Source organism: Paenibacillus sp. strain BS8-2 (assembly GCF_054483835.1).
In genome coordinates this window covers 5,189,122-5,214,566 of sequence record NZ_CM137010.1, presented here as the reverse complement: position 1 = coordinate 5,214,566, position 25,445 = coordinate 5,189,122, and the positions used below count along the sequence as shown (strand labels likewise).

Here is a 25,445-nt window from a genome sequence, read left to right as displayed (position 1 = left end):
CTATGGTTAAAGCGCGTTCTGCCCCTGATATTTGGCTATTTTCCGCCATTGGGCTTATTCTTGCAATTGGTCTCGTTATGGTCTACAGCGCAAGCGCGGTGCTTGCGCTCCATGAGTTCGGAGATCGGTTCTATTTTGTCAAACGGCAGGCTCTATTTGCCGGACTTGGCATAGGTGCGTTACTATTTACGATGAACACTCATTATTCCGTTTGGAAGAAATGGGCGCCCACTTTGCTGATTATTTGCTTCGGCTTGCTTGTCGTCGTGCTGATTCCGGGTATCGGAGTTGTACGGGGCGGAGCGAGAAGCTGGATCGGCATCAGCTCCTTCGGCATCCAGCCCTCGGAGTTTATGAAACTGGCTATGATTCTTTTTCTTTCCAAATGGCTGTCAGAGAAGCAGCAGAATATAACCTTGTTCACAAAAGGGTTGGTACCGCCGCTAGGTCTGGTCGGTCTTGCCTTTGCATTAATTATGCTTCAGCCTGATCTCGGGACGGGGTCCGTTATGTTCGGCGCCTCCCTGATCCTCATCTACACAGCCGGAGCCCGGATGGCACATTTGGGCGGACTGGCGATGGTCGGCGTTGCCGGCTTCGTCGGCTTGATTCTTGCCGCGCCATACCGTTTGAAACGAATTACGTCCTTCCTGGATCCATGGGCGGATCCGCTCGGCGGAGGATATCAAATCATTCAGTCGTTATTCGCCATCGGTCCGGGTGGACTCGTCGGACTGGGACTTGGCATGAGCAGGCAGAAGTTCAGCTACCTGCCCGAGCCGCAAACGGATTTTATTTTCTCCATCCTAGCCGAGGAACTCGGATTTATCGGTGGAGCCACCATTATTTTGTTATTCCTAATCGTCGTTTGGAGGGGCATCCGCACAGCCATTGCCGCACCGGATACCTTCGGCAGCTTTCTTGCTGTCGGCATAACCGGAATCATTGGCGTGCAGGTGTTGATCAACATCGGCGTTGTCATCGGTATGATGCCCGTAACCGGCATTACGCTGCCGCTCGTCAGCTATGGAGGTTCGTCGTTGACGTTGCTGCTTACTGCCCTCGGCATCCTGCTGAACATTTCGCGTTATTCTAGATAAGGACGACGATGATAGAATCCAAATTTGAACACGATGCTTCGAAGCCGTCTGTACAGGACGCCGATTGGCGTTTCTACTTAGAAGCTTGTATATGAAAGTGCGTGAGCTATGCCCATAGGCATCTGTCACACAACATGAGAGCAAGGCATAAGATACCCTATATTCGCGACCGTCACCTGCGGGAGCGGAGGATTACAAAGAAATTGCAGCGAATGGCACCATACGCAGCAATGAAGGAGGAAGTCGCAATGGAAGCCTATATAGCGGAACTAAGAGAGGCGGCAGTAGGTGAGCTGCTGCTGGACGAACCGCTTTCGAAGCACACAACATGGAAAATCGGCGGACCCGCCGATCTATTACTCCTTCCACGGAGCAAAGAACAATTAATTGCCGCTATCCGGATCCTGCATAAACATGGCGTGCCATGGACGCATATTGGACGCGGATCCAATATGCTTGTCAGCGACAAAGGCATTCGAGGCGTCGTGATCAAACCGTCTGGAGCTCTGGATTTCGTAACGTTCGAAGGGTCGACGGCTATTGCCGGCGCGGCCTATTCATTCATCAAACTGTCGGTCATGACAGGCAAGGCGGGTCTTACCGGGCTGGAATTCGCAGGGGGGATACCCGGCACGGTTGGCGGAGCCGTCTATATGAATGCAGGAGCGCACGGATCTGATGTGTCGCGTATTTTCAAGTATGCTGACATTGTTCTGGAAACGGGGGAAATGGTTCGATTCGGTCTTGAGGACATGAAATTCGCTTATAGACATTCAATCCTTCATGAACAGCGAGGAATTGTTGTCGAAGCAGCGTTTGAGCTTGCCCCTGGAGATCGGATGGAGATCGCTTCTGCAATGGCATCGTACAAAGAACGGAGACTTCGGACACAGCCCTTGCAGCTCGCAACCGCAGGGAGTGTTTTCCGCAATCCAACGGGTGATTTCGCCGCGAGACTGATTCAGGAAGCGGAGCTGAAAGGCTATACCGTCGGAGGAGCACAAGTATCCGAGCAACACTCCAATTTTATTGTAAACACCGGGCAGGCGACAGCAAGAGATGTACTCGCTCTAATGGACCACATAAGGGTAACCGTAGAAGAACGCTTTGGCGTACAACTGGTGCCGGAAGTGCTGGTGGTGGGCGAGGGGTAATTCGGAGGTGATACATTGGACAAATTGGTGATTGAAGGCGGGAAACCTCTCTCAGGAACCATAGTCATCCAAGGAGCAAAAAATGCTGCTTTGCCGATTCTGGCTGCCAGCTTGCTGGCCGAAGGCACGATCACACTTGATTCGGTCCCAAGATTGCTAGATATCGAAGTCATGCTGAACATTTTGCGCGAATTAGGATGCCGCGCCGAGCATATTGGTGAAACGGTCGTGCTAGACACAACTGCTATTCATACGTCCCATGTGCCGGAAACATTGATGAACAAGATGCGTTCCTCGATCTTCCTGATGGGACCGCTGCTCTCTCGATTCGGAGAGGCACAGGTCTATCAGCCCGGCGGATGTGCGATTGGAGAACGTAAGATCGATCTTCACTTGGAAGGTTTGCAGGCTTTAGGGGCAGAGATCGAGGAGATTGGGAACCGGATCGTGTGCCGGGCGGATGGGCTGCGAGGCGCAGATTTTCATCTCAGCTTTCCAAGCGTAGGAGCAACGGAAAACATTATGATGGCTGCTGTGCTCGCAGAAGGTCGCACAACGCTGACAAACGCAGCCAGAGAACCGGAAATTCAGGATTTGCAACGATTCTTGAACGCTATGGGCGCCAAGATAATGGGCGCCGGCACGGATACGATTACGATAGACGGTGTTGCCAAACTTACCCCATGCCGCTATAAGGTCATTCCTGACCGGATTGTAGCCGGTACGATCATGGTTGCCGCTGCCGCCACACGCGGGGCAGTCACGTTGCAGAATACACAGCCCGCCCACTTATCCTCCCTTATCCATGTTATGCGCCGTGCAGGTGTTCAAATCGCTGTGGACGGTGATATAATAAAGGTTAATAGTGCTGCAAGGCCGAAGTCGATCGAAAGAATTGTTACTTCGCCTTACCCGGCATTTCCGACCGATTTGCAATCCCAAATCATGGTGCTTCTAACGCTCGCCGATGGTGTAAGCATAATGAAAGAAACGATTTTCGAAGGCCGACTTAAGCATGTCGATGAACTGTCGCGCATGGGCGCTGATATTCGCGTTGACATGAACGCCGCGTTTATCCGTGGCGTTAAGCGTCTCTATGGGGCTACCGTAGAGGCGACTGATCTGCGAGCCGGTGCCGCGCTTGTTATTGCGGGACTCGCCGCGCAAGGACGTACGGTCGTTGAGCAAGTTCACCACATTGACCGGGGATACGATCGGATCGAGCATATGCTCACCAAGCTTGGTGCCCGGATAACTCGTAATTCTCCCGTGCCCAATAACGAATTGACGAGATAGCCACAATCTCATGCAGGTAGTACGAAGCGTACGGCTTCCTTGGACCAGAATCCGAGGGAGCCGGCGTTTTGCAGGAAAGAGGGACAAGTTATGAGTAGCGGTAACATGCCGGTGCTTAAAGAACCCGCCCGCAAACGCAAAGGCAACAAGAAGCTCCTGTCCATCCTGTTGTTATTGTTCGCCGCATTGCTGGCCGTATTGTTCTTTAACTCATCGATTAGCAAAATTTCCGAAATACAAGTAACAGGTATGGCGTATGCCTCCAAAGAAGAAATCCTAGCAGCGTCGGCTATCTCTATCGGAGACGCCTTCTTCAGAACTTCATCCGGTGAAATCTCCGATCGTGTGAAGCAGCTTTCACAGGTAGAGTCTGCTAAGGTCGTGAAGGTTTTCCCCGGCGTCATTAAGATCGAAGTGATCGAATATCCTGTTGTCGCATTCGAGCTGACATCGGACGGCAAGCTAATGGCGTTGATGTCTAGCGGGGCGAGCGTTAATGCGCAGCTCGAAGGCAATGCAATGGACAAGCCGATTCTAACGGGCTGGCCGCAAGATGATCCAGTAAAGCTGGAGCTAACGAAGAAGCTTGCGCAAATCCCGCAGAAGCAGCTGTCTGATTTGTCCGAGATCGCACCCATTCCTTCCAAGGCTTATCCGGATCGTATCCGGATGTACACAAGGACCAAGTTTGAGGTCATTACGGCTGTTTCGGTGTTGGAAGAAAAGATTGATGCGCTAAACGCGGTAATCGAAACGCAGGAGCCAGGCAAAATTACGATGCTCCTTGCCGATACTTACGTTCCCTTCCAAGAAGATGAGGCAGAAAACGAACAATAGTTCAAAATTTATGCTACTCAATACCATCAAAGAGTGATAGAATTTTATGTACTAGATTGAAGCAAGGATGCCGTAACGGCGCACTCTGCGGGCGACAGCTTGCCCCTTGTTAGTGCAAGGAAATCGCATATTCGACAGCGAAAATAATAATTATGAAAAATTTGTTGAAAAAAGAGGGAAACCATTAAGTCTGTTGAATATGTAGATAGACTTAAAGAGGATCCCAGGTGAAACGGCTGTAGCCGTCCTATGGCCGCAACGAGCGTTTCATTACCGGAATGCTGAGCTTCTTATAAGATTTAGACTTATAATTGCTTGGAACTCAAAATAGACGCATTCATATTATTAAAGGAAACGGAGGTGCCGCGAGTTGAGCAACAACGACATCATCGTCAGTTTGGACATCGGTACATCCAAGGTTCGAGCTATAATCGGCGAGATGAACAATGGAGCCATTAATATTATTGGAGTGGGATCTGCCGACTCCGAAGGTATTCGCAAGGGAGCTATCGTTGATATTGACCAGACTGTGCAGTCCATACGTGCTGCAGTTGAGCATGCGGAGCGCATGGTCGGCATCCAAATAGCCGATGTATATGTAGGGATTCAAGGCAATCATATCGGATTGCAGACCAATCATGGCGTCGTAGCCGTGTCCAATGAGGATCGCGAAATTGGAGAAGAAGATATCGAACGTGTGCTGCAAGCGGCTAAGGTCGTCGCTTTGCCGCCGGAGAGAGAAATTATTAACCTGGTTCCCAAACAATATTTGGTAGACGGATTAGAGGGAATATCGGATCCAAGAGGGATGATCGGTGTTCGACTTGAAGTGGAAGCAACGATTGTCACGGGAACAAAGACGGCCATACATAACTTAATGCGTTGCGTTGAGAAGGCAGGTCTTCGTATATCCGGCGTTATTCTGTTGTCACTTGCTTCTGGTATGATGTCTCTGACAAAGGACGAAAGAACGATCGGTACCGTATTGACCGATATTGGTGCGGGTTCCTGTACGATTGCGATCTATGATCAAGGCGGTCTATCTGCTATCTCTACGCTGCCAATCGGTGGAGAATTTGTAACCAATGACATTGCTTATGGTCTCCGTACCCAAAGTGATCAAGCCGAGAAGTTTAAGCTGAAGTACGGCTGCGCCAATGTCGCTGACGCCGCTGAAGACGTTCGGTTCAAAGTGACTCGTATGGGCAGCAACATGGAGAAGGAATTCTCACAGAAAGATCTGGCTAGCATTATCGAGCCAAGGATGCAAGAAATCTTCCATCTCATTCGTCAAGAGGTTCGACGTCTTGGCTACGGCGACAAAGTGAATGGTTATGTGCTGACTGGCGGAGCTGTTGCGTTGCCAGGTACGCTTGCGCTTGCACAAGCCGAGCTAGAGGCTTCTGTTCGCATAGCATTGCCTGACTACATCGGTGTCAAGGATTCTGCATTCAGCAGCGGAGTCGGCATGATACAATACGTGTCGAAATACATGGGAGTTCGCGGTTCCGGAGTGACTCGGAAAGCATCCACCCGCAAGGCAAGTCCCGCAGCTACTTCCAAACCCGGTATGTTTGAACGGATCAAGAATATGTTTAACGAATTTATTTGACTTTGACTGGGGGACATTTAGAAATGTTGGAATTCGACATGGAGCTTGAAACGCTCGCTCAAATAAAAGTAATTGGTGTAGGTGGAGGCGGCAGCAATGCCGTCAACCGAATGATCGAAAATGGCGTAAAAGGTGTGGAGTTCATTACGGTGAACACCGATGCTCAAGCGCTGCATCTTGCCAAGTCGGAGCACAAGCTTCAAATTGGCGATAAGTTAACGCGTGGTCTTGGCGCTGGCGCCAACCCAGACGTAGGCAACAAAGCAGCCGAAGAATCCCGCGAAGCCATATCGAATCAACTCAAAGGCTCCGATATGGTATTCGTCACAGCTGGTATGGGCGGCGGAACCGGAACAGGCGCAGCTCCTGTCATTGCCGAAATCGCTCGCGAATGCGGCGCTTTAACGGTAGGTGTCGTTACTCGTCCATTTACGTTCGAAGGACGCAAACGCTCCAGTCAAGCGGAGCTTGGAATCGAAGCGCTTAAGGAAAAGGTAGATACGCTTATCGTAATACCGAATGATCGATTGCTTGAGATCGTAGACAAAAAGACGCCAATGCTCGAAGCGTTCCGCGAAGCGGATAATGTGCTACGTCAAGCTGTACAAGGTATCTCCGATCTGATCGCTGTTCCTGGTCTAATCAACCTTGACTTTGCAGACGTCAAGACCATAATGACAGAACGCGGCTCGGCACTGATGGGTATCGGTATTGCTGCCGGCGAGAACCGTGCAGCTGAAGCTGCTCGCAAGGCTATTATGAGTCCACTTCTCGAAACATCGATCGATGGCGCACGCGGTGTTATCATGAATATTACGGGCGGCAGCAATCTATCGTTGTATGAAGTTAACGAAGCGGCAGAAATCGTGATCTCGGCTTCTGATCCAGATGTGAACATGATCTTCGGCGCCATCATTGACGAAGATTTAAAGGACGAGATCAAGGTTACGGTCATTGCTACTGGATTCGAAGCAAAATCTGCTCCAGCTGCCGTACGCAAACCAGGTGCGCAGCAAGTTGAACAGGTTGATGCTAGATCGACACAGCAAGCAAGTGGCGTTAAGCCATTCGGCTCCGCAACATCCAGCGACCAATTGGAAATTCCGGCGTTTCTGCGCAAGCAGCCACGCGACAGATAAATATTGTATATAGGAACCACGCCTCTCGGCATAGTCGAGGGGCGTTTTTTCTATTGGATCTCGACAAAAAAAGATACCCGTAACCGTCATGAATAGACAGACTTTGAAATAGGATTACCATATACTAATCTCAATCGTTGCAGCCGATCTTCTCACGCGGAAGCAGCCACTGCCGGTCATGATGAAAGGGGATGGGCATGGCGGTTTATATCGATATTTTGTTTCTGCGAGAGCTGCTGGTAGACGGTGCCGTGCTGCTGACTACAGCATGGGCATGCAACATCAGGCCGAAACCATGGCGAGTGTTGCTCGCCTCCGCATTCGGTGCCTGTTATGTCGTATTGATGCTAGTTCCGCAACTATCTTTTCTGTATACTTTGTTCGTCAAGATTGCCTTCTCGCTCATCATGATATGGATCACGTTTCGATTTCATTCCTTACAACGATTTATTCGAACGACGATGGCCTTCTATGCCGTTAACTTTGTGGCAGCAGGGGCTGTACTCGGACTCTATTATTTGTTTATGCAGGGTTCAGGTGAAGTGTGGCGGACGATTTCATTCTCCAGCGGCAGTGTGCATGCTGAGCTGAAGCTGGGTCTCTTTTATTTTGTCGCAGCTTTCGTCATTGGTCTGTATGTATATCGATCCGTCTTGTCGCACAAACGCGAGAAAGAGCTTATCGGCACCCATCTAGCGGAAGTAACGATTACGATCGGAGATAAGCAGTATAGCTGTACCGGTCTTATCGACACAGGTAATCAGCTGTATGATCCGCTGACACGTACTCCGGTAATGGTCATGGAAGCTTCACGCTGGGAGGAGGAAATACCGGAAGTATGGATGAAAGGCATTCGCGCAGCAGAAGTTGATCGATTGATTGCAAGTCACGACGCTGTACCATTCCCGTGGCAAGATCGAATGAGGCTTGTTCCATTTCGCGGAGTAAACCGCGGCTCGCAATTTATGCTGGCGGTCAAACCCGATTCGGTACACATTTCGAGGGAAGGGCAGGTATTCGAAACGACTAGAGTGTTAATTGGGTTGGACGGCGGCAAGCTGACAGCAGATGGGACCTATCAAGCGATAATCCATCCGTCTATGGTACAACCGTCACAAGGATCCGCATAATTCATCAGGGGAGGGATGGGCCAGATGCTCGTCAAATACAAACTCGTTATGCAGTTATATTATTATCGAATTTTATTTTTATTCGGATTAAAGAGCGAAGAGATATACTACATAGGGGGAAGCGAGGCGTTGCCGCCCCCGCTCACTCGTGAAGAAGAAGAGTATTTGCTTGAAAAGCTGCCCTCTGGCGACTCGGCGATTCGGGCGATGCTTATCGAACGTAATCTGCGCCTTGTCGTGTACATCGCACGCAAATTCGAGAATACAGGCATCCATATCGAGGATCTTGTCTCTATTGGTGCTATCGGCCTCATTAAGGCTGTAAATACATTTGATCCGGAGAAAAAAATTAAACTCGCCACTTACGCATCCCGTTGTATCGAAAACGAAATTTTGATGTATTTGCGTCGAAACAGCAAGACAAGAACAGAGGTATCGTTCGATGAGCCGCTTAATATCGACTGGGATGGCAACGAGCTGCTGCTCTCGGACGTGCTTGGCACGGAGAACGATACGATTTACCGTAATATCGAAGAGCAAGTGGATCGCAAGCTGCTGCACAAAGCACTCGATAAGCTTTCGGAACGGGAACGTATCATTATGGAGCTGCGATTCGGACTTGCAGATGGCGAAGAAAAAACGCAGAAGGATGTCGCCGATATGCTCGGAATTTCGCAATCCTATATCTCTCGTCTCGAGAAGCGAATTATTAAACGTCTCCGCAAAGAATTCAACAAGATGGTGTAGGAGCAAATATATAGCGGGAATCCGTTGTATAAAGATTATTTTGACCTGCTTCTGAATAGGGTGAATCCCAATTGCTTGTCGAAGGATGTCGGGATAAGGAATAAAATGAAGACCCAGGGAGATAATGAACATTAATGTTGCTCCTTGGGAGGTAATCACGTTGACCCGAAATAAAGTCGAGATCTGTGGAGTGGATACCGCAAAATTGCCTGTACTGACTAATGTCGAGATGCGCGAGCTTTTTACAGCGTTGCAGACTAAGAACGAGTGGGCAGCAAGAGAGAAGCTGGTGAACGGCAATTTGCGGCTGGTACTCAGCGTTATACAGCGGTTCAACAATAGGGGAGAGTTTGTAGATGACCTGTTCCAGGTCGGATGTATCGGACTTATGAAGGCGATAGATAATTTCGACCTTAGCCAGAATGTCAAGTTTTCTACGTATGCCGTGCCGATGATAATCGGGGAGATCCGGCGATACTTACGCGATAACAATCCGATCCGGGTGTCCCGGAGTCTCAGGGATATTGCGTACAAGGCCTTGCAAGTGCGCGACAGCCTGACGAACAAAAATTCTAGGGAACCTACGATCTTCGAAATATCCGAGGCGCTGAATGTGCCCAAAGAAGATGTCGTGTTTGCGCTTGACGCTATTCAGGATCCGGTTTCGCTGTTTGAACCGATCTACCATGATGGCGGAGACCCGATTTATGTGATGGATCAAATTAGCGATGATCGCAATAAAGATGTATCTTGGATCGAGGAAATCGCCTTGCGTGAGGCGATGCACAAATTAAATGACAGAGAAAAAATGATTCTTTCGATGCGATTCTTCGAAGGGAAGACGCAGATGGAAGTCGCTGATGAAATCGGCATTTCGCAGGCGCAAGTGTCGAGGCTGGAGAAGTCCGCAATCCAACAAATGCAGAAACACGTCAAGACCTGAATACGTGAGTCGACAATCCTTCGTTCCGCAGTATGCGCGGAACGAAGGATTGTTTTGTTTGGTCACTTTTCAAGTCGGGTCGTACATAATGGGCAATTGGCTCATATACTATAGGAGAGGCCTGGGCGAAAGCTCGAGTCGATAGACTAATCCCGCGGGAAGAGTGGTGAGCGTGGATGAAGATTTCGGATTTTCAAGCCAAAGATGTTATCAACATTGTCGATGGGAAAAAATTGGGCCATATAAGCGATCTTGAGCTAGACTTGCGCCAAGGTCGAATTGATTCGATCGTTGTACCGCAAGTGACTAAGGTGTTTGGTTTTTTTGGCAACGGCGGAACAGAAGTGGTTATACCATGGCGCAACATCGTGAAAATAGGTGCGGATGTCGTGCTCGTGCGAATGGATGAGGCAAAAGCGATTCGTGGAGACGAAGATGATTTGCATGCGCGTACGTGAGCGTATAAACTGGTAGAAACAGGCCGAAGACGCAAAGAGAATATGCGACAGGCCTAATGTCTGTTCGTTAGAGGTGATGAGGTTGGAACCGTTTAAACGGAAGGAAACCACAGCGAAGGAGCCTTCGCTTTTTTTGTTGTCCGATTGGATGATACAAGGAAATGGATTAACGGCCGGGTTCACGGGGCGTGGCGGAGGCGCGAGCTCTGCCCCGTGGGACAGTCTAAATATCGGGCTTCATGTTGCGGATGCAGCCGAGGACGTCATCGAGAATCGCCGCAGAGTGACAGAAGCGATCGGTTGGCCGTTCGAGGCATGGACCAGTGCCGAACAAATCCACGGAGCAGCCGTTCATCGAGTGAATGAGGATGAGCGTGGTCGAGGCCGCTTATCCATGAAGGATACAATCGGTGGCTGCGATGCAATCATGACGAATGTAAGGGGTATTTTGCTCACTTCCTTCTATGCGGACTGTGTGCCCCTCTACTTCTATGATCCCGAGAATGATGCTGTTGCGCTGGCGCATGCGGGTTGGAGAGGGACTGTAGCAGGGATTGCCGATGCGACAATACGAAGCATGTCAGAAGCATACGGGACACATCCAGAGCGGGTGCTTGCTGCGATCGGTCCGGCAATCGGCGGTTGTTGTTATGAGGTCGACGGAGTTGTAATCACGGAGATCGAGCGCATTATCGGTGAGTTAGGTCTCGATGAAGCAACCTCTGCAGCCTGTATGGTACGGGAGTCAGGGGATAAGGCGAAGATCGACTTGAAAGAAATAAACCGACAGATTATGATAAAAGCAGGAATTTTGACGAGTTGTATCGAAATAAGCAAATGGTGTACGGGATGTGAGGGTGATCTCTTTTTCTCACACCGGATGGAAGGCGGCAAGACTGGTCGAATGGCCAGTTGGATCGGCATGGCGGAAAGGTGATTGTCAGATATGTCCATACAGGATCGTATACAGCAGGTAGAACGGAGTATCGAGGCGGCGTGTCTTCGTTCTGGACGAGACAGGAATGAAGTTAATATCGTTGCCGTAACCAAATATGTATCCCTCGATCGCACCGCAGAAGCGTATGAGGGCGGCCTCCGTCATTTAGGCGAGAATCGCTGGCAGGATGCCGAAGCCAAGTGGCAAGCGCTCAGCAACAAGGGAGCTTCAGGCAGTCAGCCGGTATGGCATTTTATCGGTTCACTGCAAAGCCGCAAGGCAAAGGATGTCATCGGCAAATTCGATTACATCCATTCGCTGGACAGGCTCACGCTTGCAGAGGCGATTCACAAGCAAGCTGAACGTCAAGGCTTGCAAGTGCCTTGTTTCGTACAAGTGAATGTATCCGGAGAGGATAGCAAGCATGGGATCGAGCCTGATGAGCTGCATCCCTTCCTGGAATCGTTGCGCGAATACCCAACGATTAAACCAATTGGTCTCATGACAATGGCGCCTTACGAGTCGGAGGCCGAAGCGACCAGACCTGTATTTCGTAGATTGCGGGAATTGCGAGATGAAGCGCAGGCTTCAAAGGTCGTAGGCACAGACTTCGTTCATTTGTCCATGGGGATGTCCGGCGACTTCGAGGTAGCGATCGAGGAAGGTGCAACGTGGATCCGACTGGGTAGTATTCTAGTAGGAAAAGAGGAGGATGAATAATGAGCGTGATGAATCGATTCATGAATTTTCTCGGACTGCAAGAGGAAGAAGAAGTCGTGGAGAGAGAACGGGTTGTTCAGAATGAGGAACAAGAACCTGAAACCTCACCATTCGAGACACGTAGAAACAATAGGAACGGCTCTGCCGGCGTGGCAGCAGGTGGAGGAAGCAACGTTGTCAGCATTCATTCCCAGAAAAATGTACGAGTCGTACTGAGCGAACCGCGTTCATATGACGAGGCGCAAGAGATCGCGGATCATCTTCGTTCGCGAAGAGCGGTCATCGTCAATCTGCAGCGCGTCCGCAGCGATCTGGCGCTGCGAATTGTTGATTTCTTAAGCGGTACAGTATACGCTTTAAGTGGCAGCATCTCCAAGCTAGGACCGAATATTTTCTTGTGCACGCCGGATTCGGTAGAAATTCAAGGAGCCATCACAGAAATGCTTGCTGAAGAGAACGATTACACTAGAATGAGGTGACCTTGGGTTGGAATTTAAAATCATGATTATTCAGTTTATTAGCACTGCACTTGAGATTTATAGTTATCTCATAATCGGATACGTATTGCTGTCCTGGTTCCCGAATGCAAGGGAAAGCTCAATCGGACAGTTTCTCGGAAGAATCGTAGAGCCATACATCGGCATCTTCCGCAAATTCATACCTCCGATTGGCGGCGTACTTGATTTATCGCCGATTATTGCATTATTGGCACTAAATTTCGTGACGCGCGGCTTGATTGCCGTCGTGATGTTCCTGCTCGGAATGGATTAAGAGCATGGTCATGAAACCAACCATATATGAACATTTCCACCCCGACGAGAAGGCATTTGTAGATCGGGCTGCGGAATGGGTCGAGCGGTCCGCGCAGCTGCATGAGCTGAAGCGGACCGATTTTTTGGACCCGCGCCAAGCTCACATCTTGTTAAGTCTCGCCAACCGCAATCCCGATGTCACGATCCGTCTGGACGGAGGCTACGAGGAAGCGGAGCGCCGGCGAGCGATCATTGGACCCCATTACCGCAGCTTGGACCACGAGCCTGCGGATATTGCTGTGCTTGCCGTTAATGCTCCGGGAGGCGGTCAGTTGGAGCTTGACCATGGGGATTTTCTTGGCGCTTTGTTAGGGCTTGGTATCAAGCGGGACAGGATAGGGGATATTCATGTCCACGAATCTGACGCACATATCATCGTTACGGGAGAAATAGCCGATTATTTGAATATACATCTGCGGCAGGTGCATCGTTTATCCGTGTTAACCGATATTTTGCCACTAGACGAGCTCCGTGCCATCAAAGTCAAGCTTGAAGAGATTAGCTTAACGGTTGCTTCGATGCGATTGGACGGTATTGCCAGTGATGTTTACCGGGTCAGCCGATCGAAGATCGTGGATCCCATCAAGGCGGGACGATGCCGAGTCAACTGGAAGACAGAAGAGGATCCCTCTGAACAATTGAAAGAGGGCGACGTGATCTCGTTTAAAGGTTTGGGAAGATTCAAAGTCCTTGAAGCTGACGGCGTGACAAAAAAAGGCAGAATTCGCGTGAAAATCGGTAAATTTATTTAGAACGATGCAGGAAATCGTCGTGTTGCTGTCGAATCTTTCAGTCAATCAGCAACGGGTGTATGGTATCACTCATCATTCATAGGGAGGTGCTCCAATGCCGCTTACGCCATTGGACATACATAACAAGGAGTTTTCTCGCAGATTGCGGGGATACGACGAAGACGAAGTAAATGAATTCCTAGATCAAGTGATAAAGGACTATGAATCGCTTATCCGTGAGAATAAGGAAATTCAGAATCAAATGCTTAACTTGCAAGAAAAGCTGAATCACTTCTCCAATATCGAAGAAACGCTGAGCAAAACCATTATCGTCGCGCAAGAAGCAGCCGATGAGGTGCGTAACAACGCGAAGAAGGAAGCGCAGCTAATCATCAAGGAAGCGGAGAAAAACGCGGATCGAATCGTTAATGATTCGCTCAACAAATCTCGTAAGGTCGCGCTCGAAGTAGAAGAGCTCAAGAAACAAGCTTCGATCTACCGTGCACGTTTCCGTACGCTTGTGGAAGCACAGCTGGAGCTTTTGGGTCATGATGGCTGGGACTCGCTTGATTCGGCGGGACGTGATCCGGAGCGAGAGCTTCTTCGCGGGTAAGGGAGTGCTTCAATAAAGTAGGAAATCCAATTAAGCGGATTTCGTCTTTATGGGGCTGCAAGATCCATCTTCCGTTTGACATTCGAGCAAGAATTCGTTATAACTTAACTAAAGATTCAAACATAAGATGGTTATAACTTCAATGACGAGAACGAGTACGTAGCGGAATCAATCCACAGAGAGCCGGCGATTGCTGCAAGTCCGGTGTTTGAGCCGATACCGAATATCCTCTCCGAGAAGCGCCGCCTAACCCGCACATAGCGGTTGTAAGCGTCGACGGCAAGTCCTCCGTTACAAGGGCCGCGAATCGTCGTTTGGTTCGCAGACAAGGTGTCGCAGTCGCTGGTTGTCCAATGGACGACCGAGTATCTCCTTCAAGGAGAACGCAGCGTATGCGGAACAAGGGTGGTATCGCGAGTTAACCTCGTCCCTTCTACAGGGGCGGGGTTTATTTTATTTTCTAGAGGGAGTTGTTGAGAGATGCAACGCGTAGATGTCAAGGAACGCGCGCGCAGCCGGGAGCTGCGAGTTCTGGCGCAATGGAGAGATGAAGATACGTTCAAGAAATCGATTGAGAATAGAGAGGGCAGACCTAACTTCGTATTCTACGAAGGACCTCCTACCGCAAACGGTGCACCGCATATCGGGCATGTGCTGGGTCGCGTAATCAAGGATTTTATTTGCCGTTACAAAACGATGGCAGGATACCGCGTTGTTCGCAAAGCGGGGTGGGATACGCACGGGTTGCCGGTAGAGCTCGGTGTTGAGAAGCAGCTCGGCATCTCGGGTAAACAAGAAATCGAGAATTATGGCGTGGAAGCGTTCGTGAAGAAATGTAAGGACAGCGTATTTGAGTACGAACGGCAATGGCGCGAGCTGACGGAAGCGATCGCGTATTGGACCGATCTGGATAATCCGTATATTACGCTCAAAAACGAATACATTGAAAGTGTGTGGCATATCCTGTCCACCATTCATAAGAAAGGACTGCTTTACCGCGGTCACCGGGTCAGCCCGTATTGTCCTTGCTGCCAAACGACGCTAAGTTCGCACGAGGTTGCACAAGGGTACGAGGATGTTAAAGACTTAAGTGCAACAGCGAAGTTTAAGCTGCATGATTCCGGAGAATTCGTGCTTGCATGGACAACAACACCTTGGACGCTTCCAGCAAACGTAGCGTTAGCTGTAAATCCGGAGCTCGACTACGTTCGTGCATCCAAAGACGGCGAGGTATACATCGTAGCTGCCGCGCTTGCGGAATCCGTGTTCAAAGAAAATTATGAAGTGTTGTCGACGCTCAAAGGTTCGGAGCTGGTAGGACTGGCTTACGAGCCGCCATTCCGTTATGTGCCGATCGACAAAGGGCATGTCATTATCCCTGGCGAGTTCGTTAGCGACGCAAGTGGTACGGGTATTGTTCATATCGCGCCAGCTCACGGCGAAGACGATTACAAGGTAGCACGCGCGAATGGAATCAGCATGCTGAGCGTTGTCAACAATGCTGGTCGTTATGTGGACGAAGTAACAGACCTTGCTGGACGTTTCGTCAAAGATTGTGACGTTGATATCGTCAAGATGCTGAGCGAAAAAGGACTGCTCTACTCCAAGGAGCGTTACGAGCATAGCTATCCGTTCTGCTGGCGTTGCAAATCGCCGCTGCTCTATTATGCTACGGAGAGCTGGTTTATCGAAACGACGGCAGTCAAGGAACAGCTTATCGCGAACAACGCCGGTGTTGACTGGTATCCGGGTCATATCCGCGAAGGTCGTTTTGGCAAGTTTCTCGAAGATCTTGTGGATTGGAATATCAGCCGCAATCGTTATTGGGGAACGCCGCTTAACGTATGGGTATGCGAAGCGACCGGGCAACAATACGCGCCAGATAGTATTGCAGACCTGCGCGCTCGTGCTGTCGGCGAAGTGCCTGCCGATATCGAGCTGCACAAACCTTACGTGGACGAAATCCTGCTGAAGTCGCCATTCGCTGAAGGTGCTGTCATGCGCCGCACACCAGAAGTAATCGACGTTTGGTTCGACAGCGGCTCAATGCCGTTCGCACAGCAGCATCACCCGTTCGGCGATGAGCAAACATTTGAAGATCAATATCCTGCTGATATTATCTGTGAAGGCATCGACCAAACTCGTGGTTGGTTCTTCAGCTTATTAGCCGTATCGACGCTCTATAACGGCAAAGCACCGTATAAGGCAGTTATTTCCACTGGTCATATTCTGGACGAGAATGGTCAGAAGATGTCTAAGTCGAAGGGGAACGTCATCGATCCTTGGGAAATCATCAACGAATACGGCACGGATGCTTTCCGTTGGGCATTGCTTGCGGATAGCGCGCCTTGGAACAGCAAACGATTCTCCCGCGGTATCGTAGGCGAAGCCAAGTCGAAAGTGATCGACACCATCGTGAACACACACGCTTTCTACGCGCTTTATGCGTCAATCGACGGATTTGACCCGGCAGAACATCAAGGGGCAGAGGGACAATCGAATAACAAACTTGACCGCTGGATTACGTCGAGACTCAACAGCTTGATCGCCAATGTAACAAAGGGACTTGAGGTTAACGATTTCCTTAATCCGGCCAAAGCGATCGAAAACTTTGTTGACGAACTCAGCAACTGGTATATCCGTCGTTCTCGCGATCGCTTCTGGGGCAGCGGTCTCTCGGCAGACAAGGTAGCCGCGTACTCGACGCTGCGCGATGTCCTGTTGACTTTGTCCCGTCTGATCGCGCCGTACGCGCCGCTTCTTGCAGATGATGTCTATCGTAATTTGGGCGGCGAAGGCAGCGTTCATCTGGCCGAATTCCCGGTTGCTGACAACGCGCTTATCGATGCGACTCTTGAGCGGGATATGGACAGCGCCAAAGGTATCGTTGAGCTTGCACGCAATGTGCGTAACGAAACCTCGATCAAGACGCGCCAACCGCTATCAGAGCTGATCGTCTCGCTTGATCGCGATTTCACGATTGCCGATTACGAAGCAATTATCAAGGACGAAATTAACGTGAAGTCGATCATCGTTCAAACATCCGACAGCGGCTTCGTTGACTTTACTTTGAAGCTTAATCTCAAGGTAGCGGGCAAAAAGTACGGCAAAAATGTAGGGCCGATCCAAGCGGCTCTGAAGTCGATGTCGAGTGACGAAACACGAGCTATCGTGAATGGCGGCGGATATTCGTTCACGACAAGCGAAGGCGAGACGCTTAATATCGCGCTGGATGAATTGCTGGTCGAGAAACAAGCGAAAAGCGGCTTTGCTTCTGCATCTGACAGCGGCGTTACTGTTGCGCTGAATACCGATATCACGCCTGAGCTTGAGCAAGAAGGCTGGGTGCGCGAAGTGATTCGCGCCGTTCAAGATACACGCAAGAAACAGGATTTGCCGATTGAGAAACGGATTGAGCTTGTATTGGCTGTCGATGCGGAGCTTCGTTCTGCGCTTGAGACTTTCGAGAATGTGCTGAGCGACAACGTTCTGCTTCAGTCCATCGATTTCGGGGTAATGGAAGGCATGGAACGAGTAACACTTGGCGAAAAAGAAATTGGCATTTTCATCAAGGGTTAAGGTTATAGTAATGATGAGAAGCCCGCTTGCCGCCATGGTGGCGCAGCGGGCTTTGCTCGTTCTGTAACGGAGGTGGCATGTGACCATGAGAATGAAGAAGGACAATGGGAAGTGGACAGAAAAAAACAATGATCTACATACGAATGAAAATGACACATCCGTGGATCATGAAGATCGCGACCCGAAAGACATAACCCTGCTGCAACGATCTCTGGAGGTTGTTGATAAACGACTAGAGCATATTGCATCCGAAATGGAACGCACCCACATTGCGGATTATGTCGATTTGCTTAACAAACCCTTGAAGCTGATCTGGCGTAATTTGCTCGCTGGCACCGCAAGAGGCATCGGCATCGCGATTGGATTTACTTTTTTTGCTGCCACGATCTTGTATGTGCTCCGAATTCTCGGAGCACTCAATCTGCCTATCATTGGTGATTACATCGCGGATATCGTGAAGATCGTTCAAATCCAGCTTGAAGGTAAACAATATTGAGAATATTAAGTCGTCGATGAACGTTGATGTTGCTAATACAGCCGATTAATATTCTTCCTCATCAAACTGATCGTCATATTGAAGGCCATTGTCGCCTTCGGTACTGTGCATGTAGCGGTCATACTCGCTATTGCGCACAATGGAGACATGGCGTCCGGTAATGTCCGTGGCCAAGAAGCTTTCGAGGGACTCCACAAACCCGTCATGTTCATCGGCTTCGATTGCAAGATGACCGTAATCGGCTGCGTCACGATTCTCGGACATTGCTGGAGAATCCGAATTGCCCCAGCTCTCCACAATTTGCCAGGCATCTTCTCCGTCGAAGCCGTTATAGTCTTGCTCGTCTTTACTTGATCGACCAAAGGGATGAGCAAGAAATTGCTCTTCGACGGGACGATCGCTGGCAACAGATTGTCGGATGGCATGGTCAACGCAATACAAGCTGTCGGGCGCGGCATTGAGTCGTTCAAACGGAATGGCATGACCACATGCCGCGCACAATCCGTAGCTGCCCTTGTTCATTGCGTCAAACGCAGCTTCAATATTTCTTAACTGAAGCTCCTCCTGAGCCAAAAGGGCGAGATCCTTTTCACGTTCGTACATCTCGGTGGCAAAGTCGCCAGGATGATTATCAAGGGAAGAAAGTTCTCCTGATTCGTCGCGCATGGACTGATGTCTGCCGAAGTTGTCGTTTTGCTCTAATCGGGACGAGATGTTAGCATACTCATCCTGTAATCTTGATTTGAGCAGCTCAAGCTGCGAATGCGTTAAGGAAGAAATCATAAGGTCGCACCGTCCTTTGCTTCTGTGGTGAAGACTTAGGTTTGGTCTTATACATGCGTCATGACTGCTGATTGAAATTGTTCCTTCGTAGTTTTCGCCGCTGCGGCTGTTTTCAATATGGACATGCATGGAAGAGCGGATTCGTAAAGATGAAACGCGCCCCGGCGTCAAAGGAAGGCGTAGCCGTTTCACCTTGGCTCGAAGACATCTGCTGTGCTACACTATGTGAAGCGGCAACAGGCTTGTCTGTATACATACAAATTTTAAACCCTCAATAGGAGTGATCAAATGCGTGCTTTCTATTATTATTTGCTGGCAGTGATTGTGCTTGTAGTCGATTTTATTACCAAAAAAATGATCGCTACCAAGATGGAAATTGCCGAGGAAATCAGCGTGATTGGTAACTTCTTCGTCATTACCTCACATCGGAATCGCGGAGCTGCCTTTGGTATTCTGCAGGAACAACAAACATTTTTTATCATTATTACAAGTGTCATCCTGATTGGATTAATTGTGTATATCCAGCTCATGCGCAAAACCGGCAAAGCTATCCTGTTAACGGGACTAGCATTAGTACTTGGCGGAGCTGTCGGTAACTTCATCGACCGTGTACGTTTTGGCGAAGTGGTCGATTTCTTTAAATTCAACTTTGGCGACTATACGTTCCCGATCTTTAACGTTGCGGATTCTGGAATTGTGATCGGTGTAGGTCTAATTCTGCTCGATACGTTGCTCAGTGCCAGGGACGAAAAGAAAAAAATGATGCAAGAGAACAGCAAGGAGTCTGACCAACATGAACAGCAACCCGTATCTTGATCGAAGTGAAGACACGTTAGAATGGAGCATCCAGCAAGAACAAACCGGCGAGCGCATCGATAAATTTATCGTTGATCAGCTGGAACAATCTGGCGCTAGCGGAATATCCAGAACACAAGTCCAGGATTGGATCAAGGATGGTGCGGTGACCGTTAACGGTCGGGCAGTCAAAGCCAATTACAAAACCAGCGAAAGCGATCTGATCGAGCTTGCGATTCCGGAGGCGCAGGAAGCAGATATTCTGCCTGAGAATATCCCGCTTGAGATTGTTTATGAGGATCGTGATGTCATCGTCATCAATAAGCCTCGAGGGATGGTTGTGCATCCCGCGCCAGGTCATTCGTCTGGTACAGTCGTAAACGCGTTAATTTATCATTGCAAGGATTTAAGCGGGATTAATGGCTTGTTGAGACCGGGTATCGTCCACCGTATTGACAAAGATACCACTGGATTATTGATGGCTGCCAAAAATGATTTGGCTCATATTTCCTTGGCGGAACAACTGAAGGAACACAGCGTAACACGCAAATATATCGCACTCGTTCATGGAAATTTACCTCATGATCAAGGTACGATCGACGCGCCTATCGGACGGGATAGCGCGGATCGCAAGCTCTTTGCCGTTACGGATCGGAACAGCAAAAAAGCAATAACCCACTTTATCGTCATGGAGCGTATCGGCGGCGATTATTCGTTATTGGAGCTTCAGCTGGAGACCGGACGCACTCATCAAATTCGCGTCCACATGAAATACATCGGTTATCCGCTTGCTGGGGATCCTGTATATGGACGCAACAAAACGGTTGCCTTGAATGGGCAGGCGCTGCATGCTGCGGTACTAGGCTTTACTCATCCCCGGACAGGAGAAAGGCTTCAGTTCGGAGCGCCGCTTCCAGACGATTTGGAGCATGTGCTGGAGAGCCTGCGTCATCGCTAAACCGATAAGTGCAAACTTTTGCGCATATTCTGCATTATGCTTGTTGCAGAAGTGCGCTATTCTTATGTTAATTGCAACAAATTTGATACAAGGACAGGTGACCATAAGTGACTTCCATTAACCAAAACTACTTGGAGCTGCAAGGCAGCTATTTATTTTCTGAAATCGCGAAACGCCGTACGAAATTTATTCAAGAGAATCCAAATGCTGAAATTATCAGTTTGGGTATTGGCGACGTAACGCGCGGCTTGCCTGAATCCGTCATTAAAGCCATGCATAATGCTGTGGACGAGCTTGCACAGCCGGGATCGTTCCGCGGTTACGGCCCAGAGCAAGGCTACGACTTCTTGATCAACGCGATCATTGAGAACGACTACAAGGCGCTCGGCATTGACATTGCAGCGAACGAAGTGTTTGTATCCGACGGTTCCAAATGCGATGTAGGCAACATTCAAGAAATCTTCAGCGAGAACAGCATTATTGCCGTACAAGATCCTGTATACCCCGTATATGTGGACACCAATGTTATGGCTGGCCGTTCTGGCAAATACAATCAAGAAACGAAACGTTATGAGAACATCGTTTATCTGGAGTGCACGGCTGAAAATAACTTCAAACCTGCACTTCCTGATCGCAAAGTAGATTTGATCTACCTTTGCTACCCGAACAATCCAACAGGCATGACGTTAACGAAGGACGAGCTGAAGGTATGGGTAGATTACGCACGCGAGAACAACTGTCTCATCTTGTTCGATTCTGCGTACGAATCGTTTATACAAGAAAAAGACGTTCCACACAGCATCTATGAAGTGGAAGGCGCGAAGGAAGTTGCAATCGAATTCCGCAGCTTCTCCAAGACTGCAGGATTTACCGGCGTGCGTTGCGCTTATACAGTTGTTCCACGTGGTCTCAAAGGTTTGGATGCCGCAGGCAACTCTGTTATTATCAACGATCTGTGGAATCGTCGTCACACCACGAAATTCAATGGTGTATCATACGTGACTCAACGCGGTGCTGAAGCGATCTACTCGCCAGAAGGCAAAGCACAAATCGCAGATCTTGTTGATTACTACATGACGAATGCAAGTATTATCCGCGAAGGTTTGGCTTCCCTCGGTCTTGAAGTGTTCGGCGGCGTAAATGCGCCTTATATCTGGCTCAAGACACCTAAGGGTATGGATTCTTGGAGCTTCTTCGACAAGCTGTTGTCGGAAGCCAACATTGTAGGTACGCCTGGCGTCGGCTTCGGACAAAGCGGTCAAGGATACTTCCGTTTGACGGCATTCGGCAGCCGCGAGAACACGGAGAAAGCAGTAGAGCGTATTCGCAAGCTCAGCCTGTAATAATATATCGAATTACCATCGCTACCCTTGTATAGGCTGCGGAATTGAACCAACACTATAAGTAGAAACATACATCATTCGACAAAATGTCATGCACATATGACTTGACATTGCATGTTAAACGTGGGATAATTCCAATGATACAAAGCAGAACCTTTAACTCAGTCCCGAGAGGCTGGCAAGGTAGCGTGAATATGGGTCATTAATGAACAGAAATGGACAATCCCTTCAGCCTCGGCAGCTTACGCGAGGTGAAGGCGGCCACTGTCCTTTCTTTTCCCGACTGCTCACAGGCTCCTTGCGGACTTCTCCCGCAAGGAGCTTTTTTGTACGACGGCATCGGGACGCGCTAGAAGTTGCAGGGCAACAGATGGGGATGAGGCAGGTTAGAAAGGAGCGCGAACATGGCAGAAGACGAACATCTGGTTATTATGGACGATACGGCGATACGCCGAGCCTTGACACGAATCGCCCATGAAATTGTAGAGAAGAACAAAGGCATCGACGATTGTGTGATTGTAGGTATCCGCACGCGGGGCATCTACATTGCTAATCGAGTAGCGGAACGGATCAGTGAGATTGAAGGAAAACCGGTTCCGGTAAGAGAACTCGACATTACGCAATACAGGGATGATCGTCATGATGAAGCCATCACGGCGGCGAAGCTCGAAACAGCGGCAGCACTTGGCGAGATTGACGGAATACCATTCCGGACCAAAGACAAACGTATCATATTGTTCGACGATGTTCTCTTTACAGGGCGTACCATTCGAGCTGCCATGGACGCGCTGATGGATTGTGGAAGACCGCGAAGCATACAGCTGGCGGTGCTTGTAGACCGCGGTCATCGAGAGCTACCGATTCGACCTGATTTTGTCGGCAAAAACGTGCCAACCTCCAAACAAGAACAAATCCAAGTATCACTTCAGGAGATCGACTTGAAGGATCAAGTGACCATCATTCATCAGAGGGGGTAAGCAGCATGACAATTACGCAATTAAAAGGGCGAAGCTTACTTGGTTTAAAGGATCTTGATAAGGAAGAGATCGAAACCATTCTTGGCAGAGCAGCTTATTGGGAGAGTCATCCATCCAAAGTGCATACGACGATGCAAGGGAAATTCGCGGCGAATATGTTCTTCGAGAACAGCACGCGCACGAGATTTTCGTTCGAAGTAGCAGAAAAAAGACTAGGCGCGGAAGTTATCAATTTCTCTGCGGCAGCATCCAGCGTGCAGAAGGGCGAATCGATCTACGATACCGTACGAACGCTTGAATCCATGGGCATCGATGTCGGAATCATTCGTCTGAAACCAAACGGAGTTCTTGCAGAACTATCCGAGAAGATCAAAGTGCCGCTCATCAATGCGGGCGACGGCAATAACGAACATCCAACGCAGGCCTTGCTGGACCTTTACACGATTCGCAAGCACTTCGGCAACAGTCTAAAAGGATTAACCGTATCTATCGTTGGCGACATCATGCACAGCCGTGTTGCAAGATCGAACCTGTATGCGCTAAGCAAGCTGGGGGCGAAAGTCAGCTTCTGCGCGCCTGACAATATGAAAGCTAACGAACTGGATGCGTCTTATGTCTCGATCGAGGAAGCTATTCAGTCCGATGTGGTCATGATGCTGCGGGTGCAGCTCGAACGTCACGAAAGCGGCATGCTAAGCTCAGCAGAGTCGTATCGCGAACAATTCGGTATGACGGTAGAGCGGGCAACCAGAATCAAACCTCATGCGATCATTATGCACCCGGCTCCAGTGAACCGGAACGTGGAGATCGATGATGAGCTTGTAGAGCATCCACAATCGAGAATTTTCCCGCAGATGGAGAACGGCGTGCCGGTACGAATGGCCGTTGTGGAGCGGGCGCTTAGCTAGAGAAAACGGCTAGGTGTAAGACGGTGCAGTTGGCTGATCGAACGAACTATCCATCGGAGGGTGAAAACAATGGCATTATGGATTAAGAACGGCAATGTATGGAATGATGCTACAGAACAGCTCGAAATGAAACATATCCGCATGGAGGACGGCGTTATCGTCGAAATTCTTGATGGCGGAGCGGCACTCGAAACGGGCGCCGCAGAAGTAGTGGATGCAGAAGGTAAGCTGGTGTCAGCTGGTTTGATCGACATGCATGTCCATCTGCGCGACCCTGGCTTTGAACATAAGGAAGACATCATCACGGGTTCTCGCTCGGCAGCTAAAGGCGGTTTCACAACGATCGCATGTATGCCGAATACTCGCCCGGTTATCGATACACCGGAAACGGTGAAATATGTGGTAGATAAAGCGAAGAATGCAGGCATCGTTAAGGTGCTGCCGTATGCAGCTATCACCAAAAACGAGCTTGGCCGCGAGCTGACAGACTTTGCAGCTCTTAAGGAAGCAGGCGCTATCGGCTTTACGGACGATGGAGTCGGCGTACAGAACGCTCAAATGATGAAAAACGCGATGGCACTTGCGAAGTCGCTTGACATGCCGGTCATCGCACACTGCGAAGATGACTCTCTCGTGGAAGGTGCATGGGCTTCCGAAGGCGAGTTTTCCCGTAAGCACGGCATTAAAGGGATCCCGAACGAGTCCGAAGCCATTCATGTCGGACGCGACGCGCTGCTTGCCGAAGCTACTGGCGTTCATTATCATGTGTGCCACGTCAGCACGGAACAATCGGTTAGGCTCATCAGACTTGCCAAATCGGTTGGAACTCGAATCACGGCTGAGGTTTGCCCGCATCACTTGATCTTGTCGGATGAAGATATTCCGGGTCTGGATGATGCGAATTGGAAGATGAATCCTCCACTGCGCACGCCGCGTGATGTTCAAGCAGTAATCGAAGGACTTGAGGATGGCACCATCGACATGATCGTAACGGACCACGCGCCTCATAGTGCAGAAGAGAAAGGCCGCGGAGTTGATCTGGCGCCATTCGGTATCGTTGGCTTCGAAACAGCTTTCCCGCTGCTATACACCAAATTCGTTGCAACTGGACGTTGGTCGCTTGGTTTCTTGCTAAGCCGAATGACAAAAGAGCCTGCTCGTGTGTTTCGTCTGAATACCGGCAAGCTTGAAGCTGGAGCTCCTGCAGACATTACAATCATTGATCTGGAGAACGAACGTGAAGTTGATCCATCGAACACACTGTCGAAGAGCAGCAACACACCATTCGGTGGGTGGAAGCTTCGCGGATGGCCGGTCAAGACAATCGTGAACGGCAATATCGTATGGTCGGAATAACGTTAGGATAGATAACAACCT

25 protein-coding genes and 1 other annotated feature are annotated in these 25,445 nt (G+C 49.6%); of the genes, 24 read left to right on the top strand and 1 reads right to left on the bottom strand.

Annotated elements, in window-relative coordinates:
• Positions 1 to 2: 2 nt before the first annotated feature.
• The 18 genes from spoVE to ACX1C1_RS22735 all read left to right on the top strand — a co-directional run bounded on the left by spoVE (position 3) and on the right by ACX1C1_RS22735 (position 18,304).
• A complete protein-coding gene (gene spoVE / locus ACX1C1_RS22820) occupies positions 3 to 1,100 on the top strand; it encodes a stage V sporulation protein E (RefSeq protein ID WP_458954422.1) in 1,098 nt (365 codons plus the stop codon).
• 248 nt (positions 1,101 to 1,348) lie between these two features.
• Positions 1,349 to 2,254 carry a UDP-N-acetylmuramate dehydrogenase gene (murB, locus tag ACX1C1_RS22815; RefSeq protein WP_458954421.1) on the top strand — a complete coding sequence of 302 codons (906 nt, stop codon included), beginning with the start codon at positions 1,349 to 1,351 and terminating at the stop codon, positions 2,252 to 2,254.
• 15 nt (positions 2,255 to 2,269) lie between these two features.
• Positions 2,270 to 3,550, top strand: coding sequence for a UDP-N-acetylglucosamine 1-carboxyvinyltransferase (gene murA, locus ACX1C1_RS22810; RefSeq protein ID WP_458954420.1), 1,281 nt, complete (start codon positions 2,270 to 2,272; stop codon positions 3,548 to 3,550).
• A 90-nt stretch (positions 3,551 to 3,640) separates the two neighbouring features.
• Positions 3,641 to 4,387 (top strand): cell division protein FtsQ/DivIB, encoded by a 747-nt coding sequence (locus tag ACX1C1_RS22805; protein ID WP_458954419.1) that lies wholly within the window; start codon positions 3,641 to 3,643, stop codon positions 4,385 to 4,387.
• A 370-nt stretch (positions 4,388 to 4,757) separates the two neighbouring features.
• Positions 4,758 to 5,999, top strand: a complete 1,242-nt coding sequence (gene ftsA, locus ACX1C1_RS22800) for a cell division protein FtsA (RefSeq protein ID WP_458954418.1) — start codon at positions 4,758 to 4,760, stop codon at positions 5,997 to 5,999.
• Positions 6,000 to 6,022: 23 nt separating this feature from the next.
• On the top strand, positions 6,023 to 7,138 hold the full coding sequence (ftsZ, locus tag ACX1C1_RS22795) for a cell division protein FtsZ (RefSeq protein ID WP_458954417.1): 1,116 nt from the start codon (positions 6,023 to 6,025) through the stop codon (positions 7,136 to 7,138).
• A 197-nt stretch (positions 7,139 to 7,335) separates the two neighbouring features.
• Positions 7,336 to 8,268, top strand: a complete 933-nt coding sequence (gene spoIIGA / locus ACX1C1_RS22790) for a sigma-E processing peptidase SpoIIGA (RefSeq protein WP_458954416.1) — start codon at positions 7,336 to 7,338, stop codon at positions 8,266 to 8,268.
• A gap of 24 nt (positions 8,269 to 8,292) precedes the next feature.
• Positions 8,293 to 9,015, top strand: a complete 723-nt coding sequence (gene sigE / locus ACX1C1_RS22785; RefSeq protein ID WP_458954415.1) for an RNA polymerase sporulation sigma factor SigE — start codon at positions 8,293 to 8,295, stop codon at positions 9,013 to 9,015.
• A 160-nt stretch (positions 9,016 to 9,175) separates the two neighbouring features.
• Entirely contained in the window at positions 9,176 to 9,958 is a 783-nt protein-coding gene (sigG, locus tag ACX1C1_RS22780) for an RNA polymerase sporulation sigma factor SigG (RefSeq protein ID WP_458954414.1), read from the top strand.
• A gap of 176 nt (positions 9,959 to 10,134) precedes the next feature.
• A complete protein-coding gene (locus ACX1C1_RS22775) occupies positions 10,135 to 10,416 on the top strand; it encodes a YlmC/YmxH family sporulation protein (RefSeq protein ID WP_458954413.1) in 282 nt (93 codons plus the stop codon).
• Between the two features lie 76 nt (positions 10,417 to 10,492).
• Positions 10,493 to 11,353, top strand: a complete 861-nt coding sequence (pgeF, locus tag ACX1C1_RS22770; protein ID WP_458954412.1) for a peptidoglycan editing factor PgeF — start codon at positions 10,493 to 10,495, stop codon at positions 11,351 to 11,353.
• A gap of 9 nt (positions 11,354 to 11,362) precedes the next feature.
• Positions 11,363 to 12,073 carry a YggS family pyridoxal phosphate-dependent enzyme gene (locus tag ACX1C1_RS22765; protein WP_458954411.1) on the top strand — a complete coding sequence of 237 codons (711 nt, stop codon included), beginning with the start codon at positions 11,363 to 11,365 and terminating at the stop codon, positions 12,071 to 12,073.
• On the top strand, positions 12,073 to 12,552 hold the full coding sequence (locus ACX1C1_RS22760) for a cell division protein SepF (protein ID WP_458954410.1): 480 nt from the start codon (positions 12,073 to 12,075) through the stop codon (positions 12,550 to 12,552). Before ACX1C1_RS22765 ends, ACX1C1_RS22760 begins: the two co-directional genes overlap by 1 nt.
• A 22-nt stretch (positions 12,553 to 12,574) precedes the next feature.
• Positions 12,575 to 12,844, top strand: coding sequence for a YggT family protein (locus ACX1C1_RS22755; RefSeq protein WP_458957770.1), 270 nt, complete (start codon positions 12,575 to 12,577; stop codon positions 12,842 to 12,844).
• A gap of 10 nt (positions 12,845 to 12,854) precedes the next feature.
• On the top strand, positions 12,855 to 13,637 hold the full coding sequence (locus ACX1C1_RS22750; RefSeq protein ID WP_458954409.1) for a YlmH family RNA-binding protein: 783 nt from the start codon (positions 12,855 to 12,857) through the stop codon (positions 13,635 to 13,637).
• A 94-nt stretch (positions 13,638 to 13,731) separates the two neighbouring features.
• Positions 13,732 to 14,229 carry a DivIVA domain-containing protein gene (locus ACX1C1_RS22745; RefSeq protein ID WP_458954408.1) on the top strand — a complete coding sequence of 166 codons (498 nt, stop codon included), beginning with the start codon at positions 13,732 to 13,734 and terminating at the stop codon, positions 14,227 to 14,229.
• A gap of 133 nt (positions 14,230 to 14,362) precedes the next feature.
• Positions 14,363 to 14,664: a binding site (T-box leader), on the top strand.
• 45 nt (positions 14,665 to 14,709) lie between these two features.
• Entirely contained in the window at positions 14,710 to 17,808 is a 3,099-nt protein-coding gene (ileS, locus tag ACX1C1_RS22740) for an isoleucine--tRNA ligase (protein ID WP_458954407.1), read from the top strand.
• Between the two features lie 85 nt (positions 17,809 to 17,893).
• Entirely contained in the window at positions 17,894 to 18,304 is a 411-nt protein-coding gene (locus ACX1C1_RS22735; protein ID WP_458954406.1) for a DUF5665 domain-containing protein, read from the top strand.
• 45 nt (positions 18,305 to 18,349) lie between these two features.
• Here ACX1C1_RS22735 and ACX1C1_RS22730 read toward each other — a convergent pair whose 3' ends face one another.
• On the bottom strand, positions 18,350 to 19,087 hold the full coding sequence (locus tag ACX1C1_RS22730; protein WP_458954405.1) for a TraR/DksA C4-type zinc finger protein: 738 nt from the start codon (positions 19,085 to 19,087) through the stop codon (positions 18,350 to 18,352).
• A 288-nt stretch (positions 19,088 to 19,375) separates the two neighbouring features.
• Here ACX1C1_RS22730 and lspA point away from each other — a divergent pair, with 288 nt between their 5' ends.
• From lspA to ACX1C1_RS22700, 6 genes are all read left to right on the top strand, one after another.
• On the top strand, positions 19,376 to 19,903 hold the full coding sequence (gene lspA, locus ACX1C1_RS22725; RefSeq protein ID WP_458954404.1) for a signal peptidase II: 528 nt from the start codon (positions 19,376 to 19,378) through the stop codon (positions 19,901 to 19,903).
• A complete protein-coding gene (locus ACX1C1_RS22720) occupies positions 19,881 to 20,840 on the top strand; it encodes an RluA family pseudouridine synthase (protein WP_458954403.1) in 960 nt (319 codons plus the stop codon). The genes lspA and ACX1C1_RS22720 overlap by 23 nt, the downstream gene beginning before the upstream one ends.
• Before the next feature lie 107 nt (positions 20,841 to 20,947).
• Entirely contained in the window at positions 20,948 to 22,183 is a 1,236-nt protein-coding gene (locus ACX1C1_RS22715) for an LL-diaminopimelate aminotransferase (protein ID WP_458954402.1), read from the top strand.
• A 404-nt stretch (positions 22,184 to 22,587) separates the two neighbouring features.
• Positions 22,588 to 23,160 carry a bifunctional pyr operon transcriptional regulator/uracil phosphoribosyltransferase PyrR gene (gene pyrR, locus ACX1C1_RS22710; protein WP_458954401.1) on the top strand — a complete coding sequence of 191 codons (573 nt, stop codon included), beginning with the start codon at positions 22,588 to 22,590 and terminating at the stop codon, positions 23,158 to 23,160.
• Between the two features lie 5 nt (positions 23,161 to 23,165).
• The gene (locus tag ACX1C1_RS22705) at positions 23,166 to 24,068 is read left to right on the top strand and encodes an aspartate carbamoyltransferase catalytic subunit (protein WP_458954400.1); all 903 of its coding nucleotides are present in this window, start codon (positions 23,166 to 23,168) and stop codon (positions 24,066 to 24,068) included.
• Between the two features lie 69 nt (positions 24,069 to 24,137).
• Positions 24,138 to 25,424 carry a dihydroorotase gene (locus ACX1C1_RS22700; protein ID WP_458954399.1) on the top strand — a complete coding sequence of 429 codons (1,287 nt, stop codon included), beginning with the start codon at positions 24,138 to 24,140 and terminating at the stop codon, positions 25,422 to 25,424.
• The last annotated feature ends 21 nt before the right edge of the window (positions 25,425 to 25,445 follow it).

What these genes read in the sequence shown, in the direction of transcription:
- spoVE (WP_458954422.1), top strand. Translation starts at nt 3, where the DNA reads ATGGTTAAAGCGCGTTCTGCCCCTGATATTTGGCTATTTTCCGCCATT.
- ACX1C1_RS22755 (WP_458957770.1), top strand. Translation starts at nt 12,575, where the DNA reads ATGATTATTCAGTTTATTAGCACTGCACTTGAGATTTATAGTTATCTC.
- ACX1C1_RS22735 (WP_458954406.1), top strand. Translation starts at nt 17,894, where the DNA reads ATGAGAATGAAGAAGGACAATGGGAAGTGGACAGAAAAAAACAATGAT.
- ACX1C1_RS22745 (WP_458954408.1), top strand. Translation starts at nt 13,732, where the DNA reads ATGCCGCTTACGCCATTGGACATACATAACAAGGAGTTTTCTCGCAGA.
- ACX1C1_RS22705 (WP_458954400.1), top strand. Translation starts at nt 23,166, where the DNA reads ATGACAATTACGCAATTAAAAGGGCGAAGCTTACTTGGTTTAAAGGAT.
- ACX1C1_RS22765 (WP_458954411.1), top strand. Translation starts at nt 11,363, where the DNA reads ATGTCCATACAGGATCGTATACAGCAGGTAGAACGGAGTATCGAGGCG.
- ACX1C1_RS22760 (WP_458954410.1), top strand. Translation starts at nt 12,073, where the DNA reads ATGAGCGTGATGAATCGATTCATGAATTTTCTCGGACTGCAAGAGGAA.
- ACX1C1_RS22730 (WP_458954405.1), bottom strand. Translation starts at nt 19,087, where the DNA reads ATGATTTCTTCCTTAACGCATTCGCAGCTTGAGCTGCTCAAATCAAGA.
- pyrR (WP_458954401.1), top strand. Translation starts at nt 22,588, where the DNA reads ATGGCAGAAGACGAACATCTGGTTATTATGGACGATACGGCGATACGC.
- ACX1C1_RS22720 (WP_458954403.1), top strand. Translation starts at nt 19,881, where the DNA reads ATGAACAGCAACCCGTATCTTGATCGAAGTGAAGACACGTTAGAATGG.
- spoIIGA (WP_458954416.1), top strand. Translation starts at nt 7,336, where the DNA reads ATGGCGGTTTATATCGATATTTTGTTTCTGCGAGAGCTGCTGGTAGAC.
- ACX1C1_RS22700 (WP_458954399.1), top strand. Translation starts at nt 24,138, where the DNA reads ATGGCATTATGGATTAAGAACGGCAATGTATGGAATGATGCTACAGAA.
- ACX1C1_RS22750 (WP_458954409.1), top strand. Translation starts at nt 12,855, where the DNA reads ATGAAACCAACCATATATGAACATTTCCACCCCGACGAGAAGGCATTT.
- ACX1C1_RS22775 (WP_458954413.1), top strand. Translation starts at nt 10,135, where the DNA reads ATGAAGATTTCGGATTTTCAAGCCAAAGATGTTATCAACATTGTCGAT.
- ftsZ (WP_458954417.1), top strand. Translation starts at nt 6,023, where the DNA reads ATGTTGGAATTCGACATGGAGCTTGAAACGCTCGCTCAAATAAAAGTA.
- murB (WP_458954421.1), top strand. Translation starts at nt 1,349, where the DNA reads ATGGAAGCCTATATAGCGGAACTAAGAGAGGCGGCAGTAGGTGAGCTG.
- ACX1C1_RS22805 (WP_458954419.1), top strand. Translation starts at nt 3,641, where the DNA reads ATGAGTAGCGGTAACATGCCGGTGCTTAAAGAACCCGCCCGCAAACGC.
- sigE (WP_458954415.1), top strand. Translation starts at nt 8,293, where the DNA reads ATGCTCGTCAAATACAAACTCGTTATGCAGTTATATTATTATCGAATT.
- ileS (WP_458954407.1), top strand. Translation starts at nt 14,710, where the DNA reads ATGCAACGCGTAGATGTCAAGGAACGCGCGCGCAGCCGGGAGCTGCGA.
- lspA (WP_458954404.1), top strand. Translation starts at nt 19,376, where the DNA reads ATGCGTGCTTTCTATTATTATTTGCTGGCAGTGATTGTGCTTGTAGTC.
- pgeF (WP_458954412.1), top strand. Translation starts at nt 10,493, where the DNA reads ATGAGGTTGGAACCGTTTAAACGGAAGGAAACCACAGCGAAGGAGCCT.